The 545-nt window shown below is 73.2% G+C and carries 2 protein-coding genes; both read right to left on the reverse strand.

The window, feature by feature from the left end:
- On the reverse strand, positions 1-308 hold a 308-nt coding region (locus tag ACTWPP_RS45135; RefSeq protein WP_443110640.1), incomplete at its 3' end, for a CBS domain-containing protein.
- Between the two features lie 45 nt (positions 309-353).
- Positions 354-545 (reverse strand): hypothetical protein (locus tag ACTWPP_RS45140; RefSeq protein WP_443110641.1); only part of this gene is annotated, 192 nt, incomplete at its 5' end.

A 545-nucleotide genomic window follows, 5' to 3' on the forward strand; every position in this document is an offset into this window, starting at 1 on the left:
TGGCGGAAGCGGCGCGCGGTCATCGTGGCCATCACCTCGTCGAGGTCGTCGTCGGGCGCGCAGGTCTCGACGGCCGGCGTCATGATCGCGGCCACGGTGTTGTTGATGACGGTGCCGTCGCTGTGGAGGTGACGCACGACGTCGCGCTCGCTGACGATGCCGTCGAGCGTCGTGCCGTCGCTGCTGACCACGAGGGCCCCGATGTTGTGCTCGGCGAGCAGGGCGATCAGGTCGCGCACCCCGGCGTCCGGGCTGATCGTGACGACGTCGCGGGTGGACGTGGCCTCGAGGATCTCGCCGATGCGCATGGCGGGGACGCTACTGGCGATGCTCCCCGGTGACCAGGGTCGGCGTCAGTCGCCGGCGGGGTCGCGCGGGCGTCGCGACCGCAGGTCGCTCACGGTGCCGAGGCCCGAGGTCGGCCAGTCGGGGTCGCCCGCGGCGTCGTCGTGCAGCCCGCCCACGAAGGACAGCGCCGCCTCGTGCAGGTGACCGTTGGTGGCCAGGGCGTTGCCGCCCCAGGGGCCGTCGGTGCCGTCGAGGGA

This window comes from Actinomadura sp. 3N407 (assembly GCF_052245875.1).
GTDB lineage: Bacteria > Actinomycetota > Actinomycetes > Streptosporangiales > Streptosporangiaceae > Spirillospora.